This is a genomic window from Streptomyces sp. NPDC005722 (assembly GCF_040630935.1).
Taxonomy (GTDB): domain Bacteria; phylum Actinomycetota; class Actinomycetes; order Streptomycetales; family Streptomycetaceae; genus Actinacidiphila.
Genome location: NZ_JBEXYN010000047.1, coordinates 1 through 16,844, shown reverse-complemented (window position 1 = coordinate 16,844; position 16,844 = coordinate 1). Strand labels below are relative to the sequence as shown.

The window sequence follows — 16,844 nt, the reverse complement described above, 5'->3', positions numbered from 1 at the left end:
CGCTGCACGCCGCGGCCGGCCCCGCTACCGTGGCCGGCCATGGACACCGACGACTGGCTGGCGGACACCCGCGCCTCCTACGACACCGTCGCGGAGGACTACGCCGACCAGGTGCGCGGGCTGCTGGACGGGACACCGTACGAACGCGCGGTCCTCGGGCTCTTCGCCGACCTGGTCGGGAGCGGTGGCGGAGGGCCGGTCGCGGACGTGGGCTGCGGACCCGGGAGGATCACGGCGCACCTGCACGGCCTGGGCGTGGACGCCTTCGGCATCGACCTGTCACCGGCGATGGTCAGGGTGGCCCGGCGCGAGCACCCCGGCCTGCGGTTCGACGTCGGGTCCATGACGGACCTCGACCTCCCCGACGCCTCGACGGCGGGCCTGGTCGCCTGGTACTCCCTGATCCACGTCCCCGACGACGCGCTCGGCACCGTCCTCACGCACTTCCGGCGCGTGCTGCGGCCGGGCGGCCCGCTCCTGCTCGCCTTCCACGTCGGCGAGGAGACGCGACTGAAGACGCAGGGCTACGGCGGCCACCCGATGAAGGTCCGCGTCCACCTCCGCAGGACCGGCCACATGGCGGCCCGGCTCGCCGACGCCGGTTTCACCGTCGAGGCGAAGATGACGCTCACCTCGGCCGAGAGCAGGCTCGGGGGGATCCTCCTCGCCCACCGCGACGCGTGAGTCCACGGGCCGGCGCGGTCCCCGGCGGCATCGCGGCGAAAGCCCCCGTGCCGGACCGGTCCGCTGCGGTCAGAGCGGGGACAACGCGCGTTCCAGCGCGGTCCGGTCGGCCGGTGCGCCGTGTGCGGGGAGGACGAACCCGACCGGGAGGGCGAGCAGCGGACGCAGGCGTTCGACCACCTGCTCGCGCGTGACGCCGTCCCGCAACCGGTCGTTGACCTGCAGGCCGCGGCCGAAGTCGACCAGGGTGTCGCCCGGGACGACGGCCCGCGCCCGGCCGTCCCAGAGCACCAGGTCGTTCCGCTCCCGTCCGGCGAACGCCTCGACCCCCGCCGGGAGCCGGTCGCCCGCGGCGTACAGGTGGCCGGGGCCGTCGCCGCCCGTGCGGAGCCAGGTGAGGTCGGGGCTGCCGTCGCCGGCCTGTTCGCGCGTGACGCCGAACTTCCGCACGAGGTCGTCGGCGGTGTCGGGCGGCGGCGTGAACACCGGTGCGCCGAGGCGCTCGACCAGACGCCGCGCGTCACGCTCGTGCCAGGGCGCCGTGAGCACCACCACCGGCTCCCGGTCGGCGGCGAGGGCGAGCAGTCCGGGCGGTACGGACAGCGGGTCGAAGAGGAGCAGCCGGGTGCCGTCGTCGATCGCGGACGACGACACCTCCCGCGGCCACCGCTCGTCGGGCGTCCACTGCGGGTGCGGCGCCTGCCAGTGCCAGACGCCGCGGGCGAGTTCGCGCATGCGCGGACCCTACCGGCACACGCAGTCCGGGTCGTCCGGTTCAGTGCTCCGCGGCCGCGCCCAGGTTCGCGGCGAAGAATGCGGCGAGCTTGTCGACCGCGGGCCCGACGTACTGCTCCCGGTCGTAGAGGTCGACGTGGCTCGCGCCCTCGATCCAGTGCAACTCCTTGGGCCCGGTGGCGCGCTGGAACGCGTCGACGCTCATCCAGGCGGTGACCGCGCGGGAACCCGCGACCATCAGCAGCGGACGCGGGCCGATCAGGGGGACGGCGGCGAAGGCGTCGAAGGCCGCGAACCTGTCGACGCTGGACCAGGTGAAGAAGTCGGCCGACCGGGGGTGCCGGGCGCGCGGGGTGCGGTAGTAGTCAAAGCCCTCGACGCCGTGTTCCCCGCCCAGCGCGCGGGCCTGTTCGGCGGTGCCGGGGAACAGGGTCAGGACGGGCGGCTCCTCGCCGCGCGCCTCGGCGGTACGTGCGGCGGCGGCGGCCTCAAGCATCCCCTCGAACACGGCCGCGTCCTGGGTGCCGTCCGCCCCCAGGCGGAACTGGCGCGAGATGTCGGCCGCGCTGACGGTGGCGACGGCCCTGATCCGACGGTCGCCGGCCGCGGCGGGAAGGACGTAGCCGCCGGAGGCGCAGATGCCGAGGGCGCCGATGCGCCCGGCGTCGACGTCCTCGCGGGTGGTGAGGTAGGAGACGGCCGCCTTGAGGTCCTCGACGCGCTGGGCCGGGTCCTCCAGGCCGCGGGGTTCGCCGCCGCTCTCGCCCTGGTGGGCCGCGTCGAAGGCGAGCGTGACGAAGCCCTCCTCGGCCAGGCGCCGTGCGTAGAGGCCCGCGGTCTGCTCCTTCACGCCGGTGCCGGGGTGGCCCACGACGATCGCGGGCCGCGGGCCCGCCGCGGCGGGGGCGTCGGGGGAGTGGAGGTGGCCGGCGAGGGGGATGCCGGCGCTGTCGAAGGTGACGGTGGTCTGGGCCACAGGATGCTCCGTGTCTCGTGTCTCGTGTCGCGTGTGCGGTGTTCCGCGGGGCCGCGCCCGTCCGGCGGGCCCGCCGCGGCCCGGCTCCGTGCCGGGCACTTCCCGACCATCCGCCCTGGCCGGGGCGGGCGGGAGAGGCGGGTTCCTGCCCGGGAAGAAACCTGCCCCCTCACAGGCGGGGGAGCCCGCGGGAGAATGGGGCACATGACTGCGGCATCTGGTCCTCGCGAACTCGGAGCCTTCCTCAAGGCCCGCCGGGCACAGCTCGCACCGCACGAATGCGGCCTGCCGCCGGCGGATTCCGCGCGCAAGGTCGCGGGCCTGCGCCGCGAGGAGGTCGCGCAACTCGCCGCGATCAGCGTCGACTACTACACGCGGCTGGAGCAGGGCCGGGTACGCGCGTCGGCGGCGGTCCTCGCCCCCCTCGCCCGTGCGCTGCGCCTCGACGAGGACCAGCAGCGGTACCTGTACGAGCTGGCCGGCAAGGCCGACGCACATCCGCGGCGGCGTCGTCCCCCGCAGCGCGTCAGGCCCGCGATGCGGCGCCTGCTGGACCGGCTCACCGCGACGCCCGCCGTCGTCCTCGGCACGCGGATGGACGTCCTGGCCTGGAACGACGCGGCCGCGGCCCTCTACACCGACTTCGCACAGGTCCCGCCGGACCGCCGCAACTACGTGCACCTGCTGTTCACCCACCCCGTCGTCCGCGGCATGCACCGGCAGTGGGAGCACGACGCCCGCGACGCCGTGGCCGCGCTGCGCATGCAGGCCGCAGCGGACGCGGACGACCCCGAACTCGCCCGGTTGGTGGGCGAGTTGTCGGTCCGGGACGCCGACTTCCGTACCTGGTGGGCGGAGCACCGCGTCATCACCGCCGCCTACGGCACCAAGCACTACCGGCACGGCGTGGTCGGCGACCTCACGCTCGACTGCGACACGTGGAGCAGCCCCGACGGCTCGGGGCAGCGCCTCATGGTGCTGACCGCCGAGCCCGGCACCCCGTCGTACGACGCCCTGAGCATCCTCGCCTCGTGGACGGCGGGGCAGCCGGGCGGCGACGGGGCGCGGGAGGACGACGCGACGCCGGACGGCGCGGCCCCGGGGCGGGCACACCGGGGCGGCGGCCCGGCGTCACCCTTCGGGAACTGACGTCCCGGCGGAGGCCGTCCTGACCTGCCGTGCGAAGTCCGCGACGGTGTAGCCCGCGGGGACCGCGTCGATCAGCACCAGGTCGGAGATCGCGTTCCTGGTGCGCAGCGGCAGGATCTCCCGGTACTCCGGCGAGTCGTACCAGCTCTCGGCCGCGGCCCGGTCGGGGAACTCCAGCAGCACGACCAGGCCGGGCCACGCGCCCTCCACCACCGTCGGCTCGCCGTTCGCGAGCCACGCGCCGCCGTAGGGCCGCAAGGTGGCGTCGACGCGCTCCAGGTACCTCAGGCCCTCCTCGTTCGGGATGCCGCCGGGGATGCGCAGGTGGTTGATCAGGTACGTGCTCATGCCGGACCTCCGTGGTGGGTGTCGTCGGCGCGCGTCCGGCCACGGGCCTTCGGCCGCCGTCACCAGGCGACGTGACGCGCCCGCCCGGCCGCCGCACGACGCGCCGCCCGGGCGCCGGGATGCCCCCTACCGGGTGACGTGCCTGGTCCCGGTGCTCCCAGGAACAGCGGGGCACTGCCACCCGCGGTCGGGGCCGCGCACAGTGGGTGGCGGCCGCCGTCGACCGGCTCGTCACCTTGTCGGCGGCGCGCCGACGGCCCCGGGCGGTGGGGGCCGCCCGGGGCACCCCGCGGCGGGGGTGGGCCGGATCCCCGGCCCACCCCCGCGGCCGTCCGGCCCTCGGACGCGTACGAGGTCGGCGGGCACCGCGCAGTAGCATGCGAAGACGGCCCCGCCGACAGCCCAGTCCATCGATCCGGAGATACCGACGCGCACATGGTGACCATCGCCTACCAGGGAGAACCCGGATCGAACTCGGCCGCCGCCGCACAGAGGCTGTACCCCGACAGCCGGGAGCTGCCCTGCACGACCTTCGAGCAGGCGCTTGAGGCGGTCGCGCTGGTGACCGCCGACCTGGCCGTGATCCCCGTCGACAACTCGGCCGCCGGCCGTGTCGCGGACGTGCACCACCTGCTGCCCGAGGCGGACCTGTCGATCATCGCGGAGTACTTCCTGCCGATCCGCTTCGACCTGATGGGCGTGCCCGGCGCCACGCTGGAGGACGTCGCGTGCGTCCGCAGCCATGTGCACGCGCTGGGGCAGTGCCGGAAGATCATCCGCGAGGGCGGCTGGCAGACGCTGGTCAGCGACGACACGGCGGGCGCCGCCCGCGAGGTCGCCGAGCTCGGCGACCGGCGGCACGCGGCCCTGGCCCCGCCCGGAGCCGCGGAGCTCTACGGGCTGCAGGTGCTGCGCGGCGGCGTCGAGGACACCTCGGACAACACCACCCGTTTCGTCGTCCTCGCCCGCGACGCCGCGTTCCCGCAGGACTCGGGCACGCCGATGATGACCAGCCTGTTCTTCTCCGTGCGCAACATCCCGAGCGCGCTCTACAAGGCGCTCGGCGGCTTCTCCAGCAACGCGGTGAACCTCACGAAGATCGAGAGCTACCAGGTGGGCGCGGGCCTCAAGGCCAGCCGCTTCTACATCGAGATCGAGGGCCACCCGGAGGAGAGCAGCGTGGCCCTGGCCCTGGAGGAGCTGCGGTTCTTCTCCTCCGAGGTGCGGATCATGGGCGTCTACCCGGCGCATCCGCACCGCTCCCTGGACCACGGCTGACGCCGGATCCGGTCGTACGGGGCGGGGCCCCGGGGGCTTCAGGCCCGCTCTTCGCCGTTCCGGTCGCCGTGCCCTGCCGTGGGTACGGCGAAGGCCGCCGCACCGCTGCCGCCGTGTGACGTGACGCACCGTGGACGTCACACCCTCCCGGGCCGGGTTTCACCCCGACGGCCCCCGCACGTGACCCGGTCGGCACACGCGGCCGGGCCTGTCGCCGTTGGGCCGTGAACACTCAGGTGCCGTAGGGCCCCGGGCCGTAGGGCCCCGCCCTGAGCCCCGAGGAAAGCGAGATACGGCATGGCGGCAACTCTGGATCCCCGTTCCCGGCGTCGCATACGTCGCGCCCACGTCGCCGCGGCCGGCTGCGCCCTGGCCCTGAGCGCGTCCGCCGCGGCCCCCGCCGCCGCTGACGGCGACACGACCGGCGCGAAGCCGACGGTCGTCCTGATCCACGGGGCGTTCGCGGACGCCTCCAGCTGGAACGGGGTGATCGAGCGGCTCGAGGCCCGCGGCTATCCCGTCATGGCCCCCGCCAACCCGCTGCGCGGGCTGCACAGCGACGCCGAGTACGTCGCCTCCGTGCTGAAGAGCGTCAAGGGCCCCATCGTCCTGGCCGGTCACTCCTACGGCGGCGCCGTGATCAGCTCCGCCGCGGCCGGGAACCCCCACGTGAAGTCGCTGGTGTACGTCTCGGCGCTGATGCCCGACGTCGGCGAGAGCGGCATGTCGCTGGCCGAGCGGTTCCCCAGCGCACTCGGCACCGCCACCAGGTCCGTGCCGTACCGGGCGGGCGGCGGGGTCAGCGGTACCGACCTCTACCTCGAGCGCGACAAGGTGCACCCGGTGTTCGCCGCCTGCCTTCCGGAGGGGCAGGCGAACCTGCTGGGCGTCACCCAGCGGCCCGCGGCCACCACCGCGTTCTCGGAGAAGGCCGAGGTCGCGGCCTGGAAGACGATCCCGTCCTGGGCGCTCGTCGGCCGCCAGGACATGACCATCAACCCGGAGCAGGAGCGCTTCCAGGCGCGGCGCGCGCACTCGCACACCGTGGAGCTCGACACCTGCCACGTCTCACTGATCGCGCGGCCCGACGCCGTCGCCGACCTGATCCTCCAGGCCGCCGGCGCCGCGGAGGGCGGCCGCCCCGAGCTGGCGGACACCGGTTCCGCGGAACGTCGTTCCGGCGTCGCCGCACTCGCCTCCGTCGCCGCGGGCACGCTGGCCGCCGGTGCGGGCGCCCTGTTCGGCGTCCGTCGTCTGCGGCGTCGCTCCGCCTGAGGGGCGAGCCCGCGGACGGCGCCCGCCGTCAGTGGCCGTGGCCACCGCTGCCGCCGTCCGCGTCGGCGTGCCCGTGTTCCCCGCCCTCGCCGGCCGTGACCGTGAAGGCGGCGGTGCGCACCGTCCCCCGGTGCTTGAAGTCGAGGAAGAGCCCGTACGTGCCCGTGCTCGGGGCCGTGGCGGTGAAGGAGACCTCGGGCCCGGGCGCGGTGCGGCCGTCGCCGGGGGTGCCGCCCGGGTGCACGTGCAGGTACGCGAGGTCGCCGGCGCGCAGGGCGACGAGGTGGCCGTACGCACCGAGGTACGGCTGCAGGTCCGTGACCTCGCGGCCGTCCCTGGTCACCGTCAGCCGGAGCTCCCGCTCGGCGCCGGACCGCAGGGACCCGTCGAGCGTCACGGTGTAGCCGTCGACGGTCGCGGTCCGGGAGGCCGGCGCGGGGGCGGCGGGACGGCGGACCCCGGTCACCGACAGGTCGGCGCCGAGCGTCAGTTCGCGGCTGCCCTCCGCGGCGGGGGTGAAGTCGGCGAGGACCCGGTAGTCCCCGGCGCGGGGGAGGCCGACCGGGGTGCTCCATGTGCCGTCGGCCGCGCGGACCGGATGCAGATGGCGGTACTCGGTGAGGTCGCGCGAGGCGAGGACCAGGTGCAGTTCCTTCTCGTGGGCGCGCCGGTACGACGTGAGCGGGTGGCCGTCGGCGTCGCGTATGACGAAGCGCAGGCGGTCCGGGCGGCCGGAGCCGACCCGCGGTGTGAGCAGGTCGAGGGTGTAGCCGGCCTCGGTGGCGGCCAGGCCGCCCACGGGATGCGCCGCTGACGTGTCGCCTGCGGAGTGGGCGGCGCCGGCGGTACCGGTGCCGCCGTGCGCGTGCGCCGCCCCCGGCGCGTTCGCGCCGGATCCCGGGGCGCGCACCGGGTCCAGGGCCGCGCCCACGCCGTAGGCGCTGCCGAAGGATGCCGCCAGGACGACGGCGAACGCGGTGATCTTCGCTCCGGTGTTCAAAGGGTGCTCCGTGGACGGCGTGGCCGGGGACGCGTGCCGGGTGGCCGCGCGGCACCAACATATACCCCCAGGGGGTATGTGCAAAGGGCGGGGGGCTCTCTCGGGATAGGGGGTGGGGGTATGGCGGTCAGGCGTGCGTCATGCGGGCGCCAGGGCCGGCACCAACGCGACGTACCCGGCAGTACGGGACGGGACGGGGCGGTGCGGGGGCGCCGGGAGGCGTGCCGTCGCATGAGAGCATCGCGGGCATGTTCCCGCAGACCTCCCGGCTGCGCCTGCGCCGCTTCCGTCCCGAGGACGCGCCGGCCCTGGCCGCCTACCGCTCCGATCCCGCCGTCGCCCGGTACCAGGGCTGGAGCGCACCGGTCTCCCCGGAGGAGGCCGCGGACCTCGTCGCGGCCTTCGCGGCGGGCGATCCGGCGGAGCCCGGATGGTTCCAGTACGCGGTGGAGCTCGTGGTCGGCGGCGAGCTGATCGGCGACATCGGCGTGTGCCTGCACGACAACCGGATGCAGGCCGAACTCGGCTTCACCCTCGCCCGTGCGCACCAGGGCCACGGCTACGCCGCCGAGGCCGTCACGGCGCTGCTCGACCGGCTCTTCGCCGAGTGCGGTCTGCACCGCGTGTCCGCCGAGTGCGACGCCCGCAACAGCGCCTCGGCGCGGCTGCTGGAACGCGTGGGGTTCCGGCTGGAGGGCCGCCGGCCGGCCCACTCGTGGATCAAGGGCGAGTGGACCGACGACCTGCTGTTCGGCCTGCTCGCCGACGACTGGGAGCGGCGGAAGCCCCGCTCCGGACCCGGCAGGGGATGACGGGTACGGCTCCCGGTCGTCGCCGGCCCGTTCCCGGGCCTGTTCGCGACGTGTGCGCCCGGAGGGCTGCGGTACGGGCAGTACGGCGCGCCGGACGGCGGCGGCGACGGGGGAATGACGGGGTCCGCCGCACGGTTGGACCGGGTGCGGGAGACCTGACGCGGGACTCCGCCGGGGACCGACGAGCGGTCCGGTCCCTACGGAGCCCGCGGTCCAGGAGAACGGCCCCGCTTCGATCCGGCGCCGGCCCGGCCCCCTTCCGGCCGGCGCCGATCGTGTGCGGCGCCGTGCCGCGCGGCGTTCCGGACGCCCCGTCACACCGCTCGTCCCGGTGCCCGGTTGACCCCGGGTGGGTCAGCCCGGCTCGCAGGAAGCTGCCGGCGGGTGTCTGATGGCATCAGCGGCCCGGGGCCCCGGAGTGGCCCCCGATGAAACGGCCCCGGGCCCGCTTCGTACCTCCCCCGCCCGCGCCCACCGGCCGACTCCGCTCCGTCGCACGTCACCTGACGCTGCATCAGGCCGCGATGGGCTGCCGGGCCTCACTGATCGCCCATGCGGCGTTGACCAGGCCGATGTGGCTGAACGCCTGCGGGAAGTTGCCGAGCAGTTCACCGGTGACCGGGTCGATCTCCTCCGCCAGGAGGCCCACGTCGTTCACGTACGACGCCGCCCGGGCGAAGACGTCACTGGCCCGCTCCGCCCGGCCCGCCAGCGCCAGTGCCTGGGCCAGCCAGAAGGTGCACAGCAGGAAGGTGCCCTCGTCCCCGGCCATGCCGTCGAGACCCTCCTCGGGGCGGTAACGGTAGACCAGCCCCGCGCCGTCCGTCAGTCCCCGCTCCGTCGCGTCGATGGTGGCGCGGATCCGCGGGTCGTCGGCGGGCAGGAAACCGACGATCGGCATCATCAGGTTCGACGCGTCGAGCGCGGTCGAGCCGTAGTACTGCGTGAACGCACCCGCCTCCTCGCTCCAGCCCTCGCGCAGCACGGTCCGGTGGATCTCGTCCCGCGTCCTGCGCCAGCCCGCCACCTTCGCGCGGGGCGCGCCGAGAGGCGCGGCGAGCCTGACGGCCCGGTCGAGCGCCGTCCAGCACATCACCTTGGAGTACAGGAAGTGGCGGGGCTCGCCACGGACCTCCCAGATGCCCTGGTCCTTCTCGGTCCAGCGCTCCGCGGCGGCGTCCGCGCAGGCCACGAGGAAGCGCCGGGTGTCGTCGTCGATCCGGTCCAGCTGGTCCGCGAGACGGTACGCCGCGTCGAGGAGTTCCCCGTAGACGTCGATCTGCTGCTGGCACCACGCGCCGTTGCCCACCCGCACCGGCCGGCTGTCCCGCCATCCCCGCAGGTGGGGGAGGGTGCGCTCGCTCAGGTCGTGTTCACCGCCCACGCCGAACATGATCTGCAGCGTCCGGTCCTCGCCCAGCGACGGCGCGGCCGTCGCCAGGAAGTCGAAGAAGTCGTGCGCCTCGTCCGGGCAGGCCGCCACCCACAGGGCCTCCATCGTCAGACAGGCGTCCCTGACCCAGGTGTAGCGGTAGTCCCAGTTGCGCTCGCCGCCCACGCCCTCCGGCAGCGAGGTGGTCGCGGCGGCGATGATGGCGCCGCTGGGCTGGAACGACAGCGCCTGCAGTACCCGTCCGCTGTGGTGCACCAGGTCGCGCCAGGGTCCGTCGTAGGCCTGGTGCAGGTCCGACCACGACTGCCACGCCGCGATCGTGGAGTCCAGGAGGGCGGAGAGTCGGTCCTGCGTCCAGACGTGGGCCGGGGGTTCCTCGAGCGTCGAACGGTGCAGACCGAGGCAGACGGACTCGCCTGCCCGCAGGGTGAAGGCGCCGCGGGCGGTGGCGTCTGCGAGGTCCATGCGGTGCGGGGTGGTCAGCACCAGCCACTCGGCCCCGCCCCGCGACGTCACCCCGCCCTCGGTGCCCGACAGGATCGGCGCCACGAGCCCGTACTCGGGGCGCGGACGGTACTCCGTCTCCACCGGCACCTCGCCCTCCGTGCAGGTCAGCCGGCGGGCCAGCAGGCGTGGTGCGCCGGCCCCGAGGCTGTGCCCGTCGCCGCCCGGGCCGGTCAGCAGCGCGTCGGTGAGGGTGACGGTCCCCGACCCGGTGTGGAAGGTCGTCTCCAGCACCATGGACCGGTCCACGTACGTCCGTGTCGCCTCGTACGGGACCGACGGCCGGACCGACCAGTGACCGGCCGCGCCGTCCAGCAGCCGCGCGAAGACCGAGGGGCTGTCGAAGCGGGGGAAGCACAACCAGTCGACGGAGCCGTCCCGGCTGACGAGCGCGGCGGAATGCCGGTCGGAGATCAGTGCGTAGTCGGCGATCGCGGTCGAACTCATGGCAGCTCCCACGGACGGTGCCCCGGCGGACCGGCCGGCCGGCGCCGTACCCGGCGGCCCGCGCCGGCCACGCGAGCACCGGCGCCGGCTGCGCCAACACCGCGGGCCGCGGGCGGAGTTCGCCCACGGCCGTCCCGATGTCCCCGGCCCGTCACGGCAGACCGGTCCCGCCGGCCACGTCCATTCCTCCAGTGTGCCCCGCACGGCGGCGGGCGACCGGTCGTGCGGGGGTGTGCGGTGTTTGATTCGCCGGTCGGGGGGTGTGGGGGGATGCTGGTGTATATGGGTACGCGTGTTCCTGCGGGGTCGGTGGCTCGGTCGGATCTGCCCGCGTGGTCGCCGATGCTGGCGGTGGCGGGTCCGTTGCCGGGGGCGGGGGTGGAGGCGGAGTACGGGTTCGAGCCGTTGTTCAACGGGGCGCGGGTGCTGGTGTATCTGCCGGGGGACGGGCAGGTGCGGTTGGTGTCGGGGATCGGGCAGGACGTGACGGGGGGGTATCCGGAGTTGCGGGGGTTGGCGGGGGTGTTGCCGCCGGGTCTGGTGGGGGTGCTGGACGGGGAGGTGGTGGCGTTGGGGAAGCATGGTGGGGTGTCGGTGGAGCGGTTGCAGCGGCGGATGAGTCTGCGGCATCCGGCGGCGGTGGCGGAGGCCGCGGAGGTGATGCCGGTGCGGTTGGTGGTGTACGACATCTTGTATTTGGGGGAGCCGGTGTTGCATGCGCCGTACACGGCGCGGCGGGCGTTGCTGGATGATCTGGGGGTGTCGGGGGAGCGGGTGGTGGTGCCGCCGTACTGGCCGGCGATGGCGAGTGAGGCATTGCACTACATCCGGCAGGAGGGGTATGACGGGGTGGTGGCGAAGCGGTTGACCAGTACGTATCTGCCCGGTCGCCGCAGCCGTGACTGGATCAAGGTCAAGAACCTGCACGCCGACGGCTCCTGAGGGGATTGCCGCTCGCTCGCGGTCACCGTCCGTGCGTCCGGGGTCACAGACCGAGGGCGATGGCGGTGACCACCCTCGCGCGTCGAGGTCATGACGCCGTCCGTCGCAGACCTGTCACGGGACGACGGGGGCCTTGCCGGCCGTCCGGGGGCGGGGGACGCCGTCGACCGCCGTGCAGATGCCGTAGACCCGGCCGTGGCCGGTCCAGCCGTTGACGTGGCCCCGGTTGTTGCTGATCTGCACCCGCTTCCTGGCCGGATCCACCGCCGACACCAGGTGCAGGTACACCGTGCCCGCGACGCGGGCGAGGACGATGTCGCCGACCTCGAGCTTCGCGGGGTCGACCGGGGCCACCGTCACCTGCTGACGGCTGCGCACCAAGGGGACCATCGACGATCCACTGGGCCGGAACTCGACCGTCGCCCCGCCCGCCACCGCGTCAAGCGCTCCCATGGGGCGATCGTGACGCATCCCGCCCGGCCCGCCAAGCCATCATCGCCGGGGCCCGCCTGACGGCCCGTCCGCGGCGGGACGGGCGGCGCGGCGGTAGTGGGCGGCCACGCCGGGCTGGCCCGTGTAGTTCGGTCCCGCGTCCGGGTCGGCCCCGACGTAGCGCAGCGGGAGCCGGACGGTGCGCGGGCCGGTGAGGGTGAGGCGGTGGTGGCGGGTGCTGTAGGCGAAGCCCTCGGCCCGCAGGGCGGCCAGGACGGAGCGCCCGGCGGGGCCGCCGTCCGCCCAGCGGATCGCGGCGGGGTCGAGGTGGGCGACGAGCAGACCGCCCGGCCTGAGCCAGCCGGCGGCGCGGGCGAGCAGTCCGAGCCGGTCCCCGACGTAGTGGAGGCCGTGGACGCAGGTGATCAGGTCGTATGGCACGGCCGGCTCCCATGCCGTCACCGACGCGGTGACCAGTTCCACCGCGGGCGGCAGGGGTGCGGCCGCCAGGGGTCCCACCAGGTCCACCCCGGTCAGCCGCGCCGCCGCCGGCAGACGGCCCGCGGCCTCCCGCAGGGCCAGCCCCTCCCCGCTGCACAGGTCCAGCCAGCGGGGTCCGGGGGCGCGGGCCAGCAGGTGGTCGACCGGGTCGAAGCCGAGTTCCCGCACGTAGCTGTTGGTGCCGGCCAGGCCTCGCTCGCGGTTCATGGTGTTGTTGGCGACGACGTCGGTGAGTTCGAGCCGGTGGTCGGGCAGCAGCGCGTCGGGCGAGGTCATCGGGCCATTCTCGGTGCCGATGCGCCCGCCGGCCAGGCCGGTTGGGGATGGTGACGGCGGACTCTAATCTGCATCTCAGATGCAAATTTAGGCTACGGTGGGGGCATGGACCTTCACCGCACCAGACGTCGTCCCCCGCGCCGCACCGCCCGGCGCCGCCCCGAGCGGAGCGCCCGGTGAACGCCGGCGCCGTGCTGGCGCAGGTGGCCGCGGTCTTCGTGTGGCTGGGGATGGTGCTCGGGATCTCGTTCCTCGAGGCCCCCCTCAAGTTCCGCGCCGAGGGCATCACCGTGCCCCTGGGCCTGGGCATCGGGCGGATCGTCTTCCGCGCGCTGAACCGCGTCGAGGCCGTGCTGGCCGCGATCGCCGCCGTGGCGGTGGCCCGGGAGGTGCCGGGGCCCGTCGCGCTGGCCCTGGGCGCGGGAGCCGTCGCCCTGCTCCTGGCTCAACTCCTCTTTGTTCGGCCCTCGTTGAACCGGCGTACCGCCGCCGTCCTCGCCGGGGAGACCGGCCCGCGCAGCCGGGCCCATCTGCGGTACGTCGCGCTCGAGGTGGTCAAGGCGCTGTGCCTGGCCGGATGCGGCGCCGCCCTCGTCCTGGAGCGGCTGTGAGCGCGCCGGGGCCCGTCGCCGCACAGGACGGCACCGGTCGCGACCTCGTGGACCGCGCGGACGTCGAACGCCTGGTGACCGCCTTCTACCGACGGGCCTTCGCCGACCCCCTGGAGGTGGCCCGGATGGACCTCGACGCGCACATGCCGATCATGTGCGACTTCTGGGAGTCGGTGCTGTTCGCCGCCGGCCGCTACCGGCGCAACGCGCTCGCCCCGCACCAGGCCCTGCACCGCATGACCCCGCTGGGCCCCGACCACTTCGGACGCTGGCTGGCGCTGTGGGGTACGACGGTCGACGAACTCTTCCGGGGTGAGAAGGCCGAACTCGCCAAGCTGCAGGCCGGGCGTATCGGCGGGTCCCTCCAGCGCCGTTTGGCGGGCCGCGCAGCGAGCGAGTACGTCACGATCCGCCGCCGTGAAGGCGGGGAGGGCCTCTGAGGGCGCGCGTCGCCCGGTCCGGGCCGGTAGGGGCCTTGCGTCGCGGTCCCCGAGGAACCGGAGGCACGGGTGGTGTCCGTCGAGGACCCTCCGCGCGAGCTCCGGGACGTCCCGCGCGAACGCGTCGGTGAGCCCCCGGAGGCGGCCGTCGTACCCCGTCCGGCGGGGTCCGCCCGGCACGGGAGAAACCGACCGGTCGAGCCCGGCAAGCGCCGTCTCGGGCGTCCGCCGCCGGGGAGGCGTTCAGCGGGTGACGACGACCTTGCCGACGCTCCGGCCCGACTCCACCATCGCGTGGGCCTGTCGCAGCCCCGCGGCCGAGAAGTCCTCGATGGTCGTGGTGACGGTGCTGCGGATGCGGCCGTCGTCCACCAGGGCCGCGATCTTCTGCAGCAGGTTCTTGTGCTCGATCATGTCGGGGGTCCGGAACATCGGCCGGGTGAACATCAACTCCCAGTGCCACGCGATGCTCTTCGCCTTGAGCGGCAGCAGGTCGAGCCCCGCGGGCTCGTCGATCGCCGTGATGTGCCCGCCCGGGCGCATGATCCGGGCGTAGGTGTCGACGTTTCCCGCGGAGTGCGGGGAGAGCAGGTAGTCCACGCCGTCCGGCGCCGCCGCGGCGGCGGTCGCGGCGAGGTCGTGGTGGTCGACCACGGCGTCGGCCCCCAGCCCGGTGACCCATTGGCTGCTCTCGGGGCGGCCGGCCGAGGCCAGCACCCGCAGGCCGGTCAGCTGCTTCGCCAGCTGGATGAGGATCGAGCCCACACCCCCGGCGCCGCCCAGGGCCAGCAGGGTGCCGGTCGACCTGCCGTCGAGCGCGAACCGTTCGAACAGGGTCTCCCAGGCGGTGATGCCGGTCAGCGGCAGGGCGGCGGCCTCCGTGAAGCCCAGGCTGCGCGGCTTGCGGGCCACCAGGCGCTCGTCGACGACCTGGAACTCGGCGTTGCTGCCCGCGCGGGTGATGTCCCCCGCGTACCAGACCTCGTCCCCCACCTGAAGGGTGGTCACCTCGCCGCCCACCGCCTCGACGACGCCCGCGGCGTCGAAGCCGAGGACGCGGGGCGGGTCGGAGGCCGGCAGACCGGCGCGGACCTTGATGTCCACGGGGTTGACGGACACGGCCCGCACCCGCACGAGCACGTCGCGCGGTTCGGGCTCCGGCAGCGGCACCTCGACGTCGACGAGACTCTCCGGATCGTCCACGGGCAGGCCCCGGTAGGAGGCGACGGCCCGCATCGTCCGTTCGGTCATGGCCGGAGGCTCCCTCGCTGCGCTGACGGGTCCAGGCCAGCCTGGCATGCCGGACCGCACCCGGCAGCGGCGGCCGGGCCATCCGGGTGCCGCCGCGGGGGCGCCGTCCGGCGGCCGGGATGCGGGGCGGGGTCGGACGAGTCATCCTGACGCAATGCAACGTCGCGTCATCGTGATGCCGCCATCGACGAGCGGCGGCCGGCGCGTCCGTGTGGACGGCGAGATCCTGGGGATCGCGTACCACCTCCGCGACGTCCAGGAGTTCCTGCGGCGCGCCGGCCTCGATCCCGACACCGTCGACCTCGCCGACCCGGACGTCGTCGAATGGCGCGGGGCCGGGCCCGGCGTGTGGACGTGACGACGACGGACCTGACGACGCCGCTGCTGCCCTGAAGCGGCCGCCGGCTACACGGACTCCTCGTACCGCGCGGCGCACCAGTCGACCAGGACCAGGCCGAACTCCCGCATGAGGGCGGCCAGTCCCGGGACGTCCCGCACCGTGGCCCGCGAGGCCCGCGAGGCCGGCAGCAGGCCCAGGGTGACGACCCGGTCGCCGGCGCAGCGTCCGTACACCGCGACCGGACCGATCCGGGCGGCGAACGAGTCGGCGACCCGTCCCTGGCCCTCCCGCAGCGCCACGCCCGCGAACTCGTGCGACACCGGCAGCAGTTCGAAGAGCCGCCGGCGGTTGAGCGCCCCGGTCAGCGGCTCCGTCGGGGACTCCCGAAGGTGGAGTGCGTCGAACACCCGGACGGCCGATCCGTCCTCGCCGACGGTCCGTGCGTGGTCGCGCAGGATCCGTGCGACGTCGGCGAGTTGGGTCTCGACCTGAGCGATGCAGCGGCGTTCCACCAGTTCGGTCTGGCGCCAGTCGTCCTCGTGGATCTCCAGGTCGTCCGCGGCGCGGTCCGGGGGTGTCAGCGGGGGCAGGTCCGCGCAGAGGGTCGGCAGGGTGTACGCGACCTGACGGGGGTCGACCGTCCGCAGCCGCCGAAGCGTGAGAACGAGCCGGCCCGCGGCCAGGAAGGCGGTGCGGTCCGCCGGTTGGGCCCGGACGACCTCCCACACGGCGCCGCCGAGGTCGAGCCGCGTCTCGGGCGTGAAGGTTTCCGGGAGTTGTCCGGCGGGCAGTTCGGAGCGGCCGAACGGCTGTCCGTCCGCCGCGTCGACCAGCGTCACGTCGATCAGGCCGTCGTCAGGCATGGGCGCATGCTATCGACGGGGCAAGGCGGCCGGAGCGGGGGCCCTGGCGCAGCGGTTGCCCGCATGTGAATGTCATGGCCACGTAATTTTCATCCCCGCCCCTCTACCCGCATAGACAGCGGGCGGCCATCCTGATCGGCGAACCCCCCACGAGAGGAAGCCCCATGGGAACGGTGACCAAGACGCTGGCCGCAGCCGCCACCGCCGCGGTGTGCGCACTGACGACGCAGCCCGCGCACGCCGCGGTGCCACCCGAGCACGCGGTCATCGTGTGCCAGAGCGCCAGCTTCTACGCCAACTACGACAGCGCCTCCGGCCCCCGCGGACTGATCCGCGTCCTGGGCTACGGCAACAAGGTGGGCCACACCCGCGGCGCGCACCCCGTCTACAACGGCTGGGCGGCCACCTTCGACTTCGGCAAGGGCGACTGGGGCTACGTCCGCAACGAGTGCCTCGGCGGCTACGGCTCCTGGTGACCCCCCTCCCGCACCGGCCCCGTTATGTTTTTCGCGGTCCTGCAAGAGGGCCGCTGGCCTCCGGGCCCGGTATGACTGTTGCCCCCTGTCGAACGGATGACCTGGGGGGTG

At 74.4% G+C, this 16,844-nt stretch carries 19 protein-coding genes; 10 read left to right on the top strand and 9 right to left on the bottom strand.

The features are described from left to right. Positions 1 to 39 precede the first annotated feature (39 nt). Positions 40 to 684, top strand: a complete 645-nt coding sequence (locus ABZ479_RS34670) for a class I SAM-dependent DNA methyltransferase (RefSeq protein ID WP_500465261.1) — start codon at positions 40 to 42, stop codon at positions 682 to 684. Positions 685 to 753: 69 nt separating this feature from the next. Here the strand turns inward: ABZ479_RS34670 and ABZ479_RS34665 are convergent, their stop codons facing one another. Together ABZ479_RS34665 and ABZ479_RS34660 are read right to left on the bottom strand one after the other, a co-directional pair. Beyond that, on the bottom strand, positions 754 to 1,419 hold the full coding sequence (locus tag ABZ479_RS34665; protein WP_500465260.1) for an MBL fold metallo-hydrolase: 666 nt from the start codon (positions 1,417 to 1,419) through the stop codon (positions 754 to 756). Positions 1,420 to 1,459: 40 nt separating this feature from the next. Next, positions 1,460 to 2,395: an alpha/beta hydrolase gene (locus ABZ479_RS34660; protein ID WP_500465259.1), complete on the bottom strand. Its 936-nt coding sequence runs from the start codon at positions 2,393 to 2,395 to the stop codon at positions 1,460 to 1,462. A gap of 204 nt (positions 2,396 to 2,599) precedes the next feature. Here ABZ479_RS34660 and ABZ479_RS34655 point away from each other — a divergent pair, with 204 nt between their 5' ends. Then, positions 2,600 to 3,544 (top strand): helix-turn-helix domain-containing protein, encoded by a 945-nt coding sequence (locus ABZ479_RS34655; protein ID WP_500465258.1) that lies wholly within the window; start codon positions 2,600 to 2,602, stop codon positions 3,542 to 3,544. On the opposite strand, the gene ABZ479_RS34650 is transcribed toward ABZ479_RS34655, so the two are convergent. Continuing rightward, complete coding sequence (locus ABZ479_RS34650) at positions 3,527 to 3,892, bottom strand: DUF1330 domain-containing protein (RefSeq protein ID WP_500465257.1); 366 nt, start codon at positions 3,890 to 3,892, stop codon at positions 3,527 to 3,529. The genes ABZ479_RS34655 and ABZ479_RS34650 overlap by 18 nt on opposite strands. Before the next feature lie 435 nt (positions 3,893 to 4,327). Here ABZ479_RS34650 and ABZ479_RS34645 point away from each other — a divergent pair, with 435 nt between their 5' ends. Next, on the top strand, positions 4,328 to 5,170 hold the full coding sequence (locus tag ABZ479_RS34645) for a prephenate dehydratase (RefSeq protein ID WP_500465256.1): 843 nt from the start codon (positions 4,328 to 4,330) through the stop codon (positions 5,168 to 5,170). Between the two features lie 297 nt (positions 5,171 to 5,467). Further along, positions 5,468 to 6,445: an alpha/beta fold hydrolase gene (locus tag ABZ479_RS34640; RefSeq protein WP_500465255.1), complete on the top strand. Its 978-nt coding sequence runs from the start codon at positions 5,468 to 5,470 to the stop codon at positions 6,443 to 6,445. Positions 6,446 to 6,473: 28 nt separating this feature from the next. On the opposite strand, the gene ABZ479_RS34635 is transcribed toward ABZ479_RS34640, so the two are convergent. Next, complete coding sequence (locus ABZ479_RS34635) at positions 6,474 to 7,445, bottom strand: DUF8832 domain-containing protein (protein WP_500465254.1); 972 nt, start codon at positions 7,443 to 7,445, stop codon at positions 6,474 to 6,476. A gap of 248 nt (positions 7,446 to 7,693) precedes the next feature. On the opposite strand from ABZ479_RS34635, the gene ABZ479_RS34630 reads away from it, so the two are divergent. Beyond that, positions 7,694 to 8,257 carry a GNAT family N-acetyltransferase gene (locus tag ABZ479_RS34630; protein WP_500465253.1) on the top strand — a complete coding sequence of 188 codons (564 nt, stop codon included), beginning with the start codon at positions 7,694 to 7,696 and terminating at the stop codon, positions 8,255 to 8,257. Positions 8,258 to 8,771: 514 nt separating this feature from the next. Here the strand turns inward: ABZ479_RS34630 and ABZ479_RS34625 are convergent. After that, positions 8,772 to 10,601, bottom strand: coding sequence for a glycoside hydrolase family 15 protein (locus tag ABZ479_RS34625; protein WP_500465252.1), 1,830 nt, complete (start codon positions 10,599 to 10,601; stop codon positions 8,772 to 8,774). Between the two features lie 270 nt (positions 10,602 to 10,871). On the opposite strand from ABZ479_RS34625, the gene ABZ479_RS34620 reads away from it, so the two are divergent. Then, positions 10,872 to 11,543, top strand: coding sequence for an ATP-dependent DNA ligase (locus tag ABZ479_RS34620; protein ID WP_500465251.1), 672 nt, complete (start codon positions 10,872 to 10,874; stop codon positions 11,541 to 11,543). Between the two features lie 114 nt (positions 11,544 to 11,657). Here ABZ479_RS34620 and ABZ479_RS34615 read toward each other — a convergent pair whose 3' ends face one another. Together ABZ479_RS34615 and ABZ479_RS34610 are read right to left on the bottom strand one after the other, a co-directional pair. Continuing rightward, a complete protein-coding gene (locus ABZ479_RS34615) occupies positions 11,658 to 11,996 on the bottom strand; it encodes a S26 family signal peptidase (RefSeq protein WP_500465250.1) in 339 nt (112 codons plus the stop codon). A gap of 39 nt (positions 11,997 to 12,035) precedes the next feature. Continuing rightward, a complete protein-coding gene (locus ABZ479_RS34610) occupies positions 12,036 to 12,752 on the bottom strand; it encodes a class I SAM-dependent methyltransferase (RefSeq protein WP_500465249.1) in 717 nt (238 codons plus the stop codon). A 176-nt stretch (positions 12,753 to 12,928) separates the two neighbouring features. Between ABZ479_RS34610 and ABZ479_RS34605 the strand changes: the two genes are divergently transcribed. Then, on the top strand, positions 12,929 to 13,363 hold the full coding sequence (locus ABZ479_RS34605; protein WP_500465248.1) for a hypothetical protein: 435 nt from the start codon (positions 12,929 to 12,931) through the stop codon (positions 13,361 to 13,363). After that, on the top strand, positions 13,360 to 13,803 hold the full coding sequence (locus ABZ479_RS34600) for a group III truncated hemoglobin (RefSeq protein WP_500465247.1): 444 nt from the start codon (positions 13,360 to 13,362) through the stop codon (positions 13,801 to 13,803). The genes ABZ479_RS34605 and ABZ479_RS34600 overlap by 4 nt, the downstream gene beginning before the upstream one ends. A 243-nt stretch (positions 13,804 to 14,046) precedes the next feature. On the opposite strand, the gene ABZ479_RS34595 is transcribed toward ABZ479_RS34600, so the two are convergent. Next, positions 14,047 to 15,054, bottom strand: coding sequence for a zinc-binding alcohol dehydrogenase family protein (locus tag ABZ479_RS34595; RefSeq protein ID WP_500465246.1), 1,008 nt, complete (start codon positions 15,052 to 15,054; stop codon positions 14,047 to 14,049). Between the two features lie 154 nt (positions 15,055 to 15,208). On the opposite strand from ABZ479_RS34595, the gene ABZ479_RS34590 reads away from it, so the two are divergent. Beyond that, the gene (locus ABZ479_RS34590) at positions 15,209 to 15,412 is read left to right on the top strand and encodes a hypothetical protein (RefSeq protein WP_500465245.1); all 204 of its coding nucleotides are present in this window, start codon (positions 15,209 to 15,211) and stop codon (positions 15,410 to 15,412) included. Positions 15,413 to 15,459: 47 nt separating this feature from the next. On the opposite strand, the gene ABZ479_RS34585 is transcribed toward ABZ479_RS34590, so the two are convergent. Next, positions 15,460 to 16,257 carry a hypothetical protein gene (locus ABZ479_RS34585; protein ID WP_500465244.1) on the bottom strand — a complete coding sequence of 266 codons (798 nt, stop codon included), beginning with the start codon at positions 16,255 to 16,257 and terminating at the stop codon, positions 15,460 to 15,462. Between the two features lie 164 nt (positions 16,258 to 16,421). On the opposite strand from ABZ479_RS34585, the gene ABZ479_RS34580 reads away from it, so the two are divergent. Continuing rightward, the gene (locus tag ABZ479_RS34580) at positions 16,422 to 16,733 is read left to right on the top strand and encodes a hypothetical protein (protein ID WP_500465243.1); all 312 of its coding nucleotides are present in this window, start codon (positions 16,422 to 16,424) and stop codon (positions 16,731 to 16,733) included. Positions 16,734 to 16,844: the final 111 nt, after the last annotated feature.